Source organism: Antarctobacter albus (assembly GCF_900101505.1).
GTDB lineage: Bacteria > Pseudomonadota > Alphaproteobacteria > Rhodobacterales > Rhodobacteraceae > Antarctobacter > Antarctobacter albus.
In genome coordinates, this window is sequence record NZ_FMZI01000034.1 from 1 (window position 1) to 3,406 (window position 3,406).

The following is a 3,406-nucleotide window of genomic DNA, read 5'->3' on the forward strand; positions in this document are numbered from 1 at the left end:
TGTGTAACCGTAAAAGCCCCTTCACCGGCGGCGCTGAGGCGCTGATCGGGAGGCCGGACGGGACGGCGGGGCGATGCTCCGGGGACTGCGAGGCAACAATCTGAGGCAATGACGGGCGGGCGCGCCGAGCAAGTTAGGGCGCACCGGTTCGGTTTTTGTCTCTACGCTATTTGACATTGATGGTATCTGAAGAGATATGCGGGCGGCTCTGGTTCATTTCGATGGATCAAGCTTCTGTATATCGCGCTTCTAGGGCTTCGGTCCGATGATGAAGTGTCAGCTTCACTGTTTGTATGGACTTCGTTCCCTTGGAACGATGTACATCAAACAGATGACTCTTTGTTTGGGCTCTTCCTTAGCCGGGTGAGCCATACCGGTCGAGCTATGCGGCATACGTGCTCAAGTAGCGAAGCGGTAGCACAAACAAAGGATGTGCAGAGGTTCGAACGTCAAGGATAGACTGGCAACGGTCTTTCAACTTGAGAGTTTGATCCTGGCTCAGAACGAACGCTGGCGGCAGGCCTAACACATGCAAGTCGTGCGCGCCTTCGGGTGAGCGGCGGACGGGTGAGTAACGCGTGGGAATGTGCCCTTCTGTTGAGGATAGCCCCGGGAAACTGGGAGTAATACTCGATACGCCCTACGGGGGAAGGAAGGATCAGCCCGCGTCTGATTAGGTAGTTGGTGGGGTAATGGCCTACCAAGCCTACGATCAGTAGCTGGTTTTAGAGGATGATCAGCCACACTGGGACTGAGACACGGCCCAGACTCCTACGGGAGGCAGCAGTGGGGAATCTTAGACAATGGGGGCAACCCTGATCTAGCCATGCCGCGTGAGTGATGAAGGCCCTAGGGTCGTAAAGCTCTTTCGCCAGGGATGATAATGACAGTACCTGGTAAAGAAACCCCGGCTAACTCCGTGCCAGCAGCCGCGGTAATACGGAGGGGGTTAGCGTTGTTCGGAATTACTGGGCGTAAAGCGCGCGTAGGCGGATCAGAAAGTTGGGGGTGAAATCCCGGGGCTCAACCCCGGAACTGCCTCCAAAACTCCTGGTCTTGAGTTCGAGAGAGGTGAGTGGAATTCCGAGTGTAGAGGTGAAATTCGTAGATATTCGGAGGAACACCAGTGGCGAAGGCGGCTCACTGGCTCGATACTGACGCTGAGGTGCGAAAGTGTGGGGAGCAAACAGGATTAGATACCCTGGTAGTCCACACCGTAAACGATGAATGCCAGTCGTCGGGTAGCATGCTATTCGGTGACACACCTAACGGATTAAGCATTCCGCCTGGGGAGTACGGTCGCAAGATTAAAACTCAAAGGAATTGACGGGGGCCCGCACAAGCGGTGGAGCATGTGGTTTAATTCGAAGCAACGCGCAGAACCTTACCAACCCTTGACATCCTGTGCTACATCCAGAGATGGATGGTTCCCTTCGGGGACGCAGTGACAGGTGCTGCATGGCTGTCGTCAGCTCGTGTCGTGAGATGTTCGGTTAAGTCCGGCAACGAGCGCAACCCACATCTTCAGTTGCCAGCAGTTCGGCTGGGCACTCTGGAGAAACTGCCCGTGATAAGCGGGAGGAAGGTGTGGATGACGTCAAGTCCTCATGGCCCTTACGGGTTGGGCTACACACGTGCTACAATGGCATCTACAGTGGGTTAATCCCCAAAAGATGTCTCAGTTCGGATTGTTCTCTGCAACTCGAGAGCATGAAGTCGGAATCGCTAGTAATCGCGTAACAGCATGACGCGGTGAATACGTTCCCGGGCCTTGTACACACCGCCCGTCACACCATGGGAGTTGGTTCTACCTGACGGCCGTGCGCTAACCTTCGGGAGGCAGCGGACCACGGTAGGATCAGCGACTGGGGTGAAGTCGTAACAAGGTAGCCGTAGGGGAACCTGCGGCTGGATCACCTCCTTTCTAAGGATGATGCTAGTATTTGAGCTTGCTCAAATCGTGCATCACTTAGCAGGACAGCAAACAAAGCTGTCCACATCAGACGGACCAGGCCGTCCTCATATCTCTTCAGACAAGGCAACGCGCTTCGGCGGGTTGTACAGTGGCTCCCAGGATTGCCACCGGGTGACGCTCTCGGGACATTGCTGTGCAATGCCCTGCCGCGCACTCCCACAATTCTGCGAGCAGAATTGTGGGGACTTAGCTCAGCTGGGAGAGCGCCTGATTTGCATTCAGGAGGTCAGGGGTTCGATCCCCCTAGTCTCCACCACTTCTGCCGGGTCCTTAGAGAATGGGTCGGTAGCTCAGGTGGTTAGAGCGCACGCCTGATAAGCGTGAGGTCGGAGGTTCAAGTCCTCCTCGACCCACCATTCTCCGGGCCCACCGCTTCCTTCGATTGAATTGGCAAGCATTTGCGAATGCTTCCCTGTCCAATCGGACAAACTCACTGACATCGTATAGAGAGAAATCAATCAACATTGCTTGGTTGCCACAAGTGGGTGGCAATCTCAGTTGGTTCCGCAGTCAGGCCAATCATCGGTCTCTTGGGATGTGCAAACGTCCTCAAGTAGCCGGTAGGCGGCAGGACAAGATAACGCGGAAGGCGGAAGACAGGTCTAGCCGGCTTGTCCGACGTACCCCTTCTGAAACGAGCAATCGTTGTCCAAGTCAAGTACACTAACCACTCATTCTTCTGCTTGCAGAACGAATGAGAGGAATTTGAAACCGCTCGATGCGGTTTTGAATTCCATGTCCCGGCAAGCATGCCGGGGCGGGAAAGTATGCTTTGTCCGGTAAGAGGGAAGGGCGGTCTGCCGACCGTGCTTCCAGTCAAGGGTCCTTGCGAACCAGCGGGACGCCAAACCTTGCTCTTACTGGATCAAATCAAGCGCGAGAAGGGCGTTTGGTGGATGCCTTGGCAGCAAGAGGCGATGAAGGACGTGATACTCTGCGATAAGCCAGGGGGAGCCGAGAATAGGCTTTGATCCCTGGATCTCCGAATGGGGCAACCCACCTGATATTCAGTTATTATCAGCCGTCAGGTTTTTGATAATTGGGTAAACCAGGTACTTCTTACCTGAATACATAGGGTTTGAAGAGCAAACCCGGGGAACTGAAACATCTAAGTACCCGGAGGAAAGGAAATCAATGATACTCCCCTAGTAGCGGCGAGCGAACGGGGACCAGCCGAGCCTTGAGAGTGATCGGAACATGCTGGAAAGCATGGCCATAGCGGGTGACAGCCCCGTACGAGAAGCTCGATGGGACGTATTAAGTAGGGCGGGACACGTGAAATCCTGTCTGAAGATCGGAGGACCACCTTCGAAGGCTAAGTACTCCTTGCTGACCGATAGCGAACCAGTACCGTGAGGGAAAGGTGAAAAGCACCCCGACGAGGGGAGTGAAACAGTACCTGAAACCGAACGCCTACAATCAGTCGGAGCT

At 54.8% G+C, this 3,406-nt stretch carries 2 tRNA genes and 2 rRNA genes; all 4 read left to right on the top strand.

The annotated features are described in order from the left end of the window. The first annotated feature begins 475 nt into the window (after positions 1 to 475). Positions 476 to 1,924 (top strand): 16S ribosomal RNA (locus BLQ71_RS25620). 231 nt (positions 1,925 to 2,155) lie between these two features. Beyond that, a tRNA-Ala gene (locus BLQ71_RS25625) sits at positions 2,156 to 2,231 on the top strand. 23 nt (positions 2,232 to 2,254) lie between these two features. After that, a tRNA-Ile gene (locus tag BLQ71_RS25630) sits at positions 2,255 to 2,331 on the top strand. Positions 2,332 to 2,843: 512 nt separating this feature from the next. Continuing rightward, positions 2,844 to 3,406 (top strand): 23S ribosomal RNA (locus BLQ71_RS25635); the annotation flags it as partial.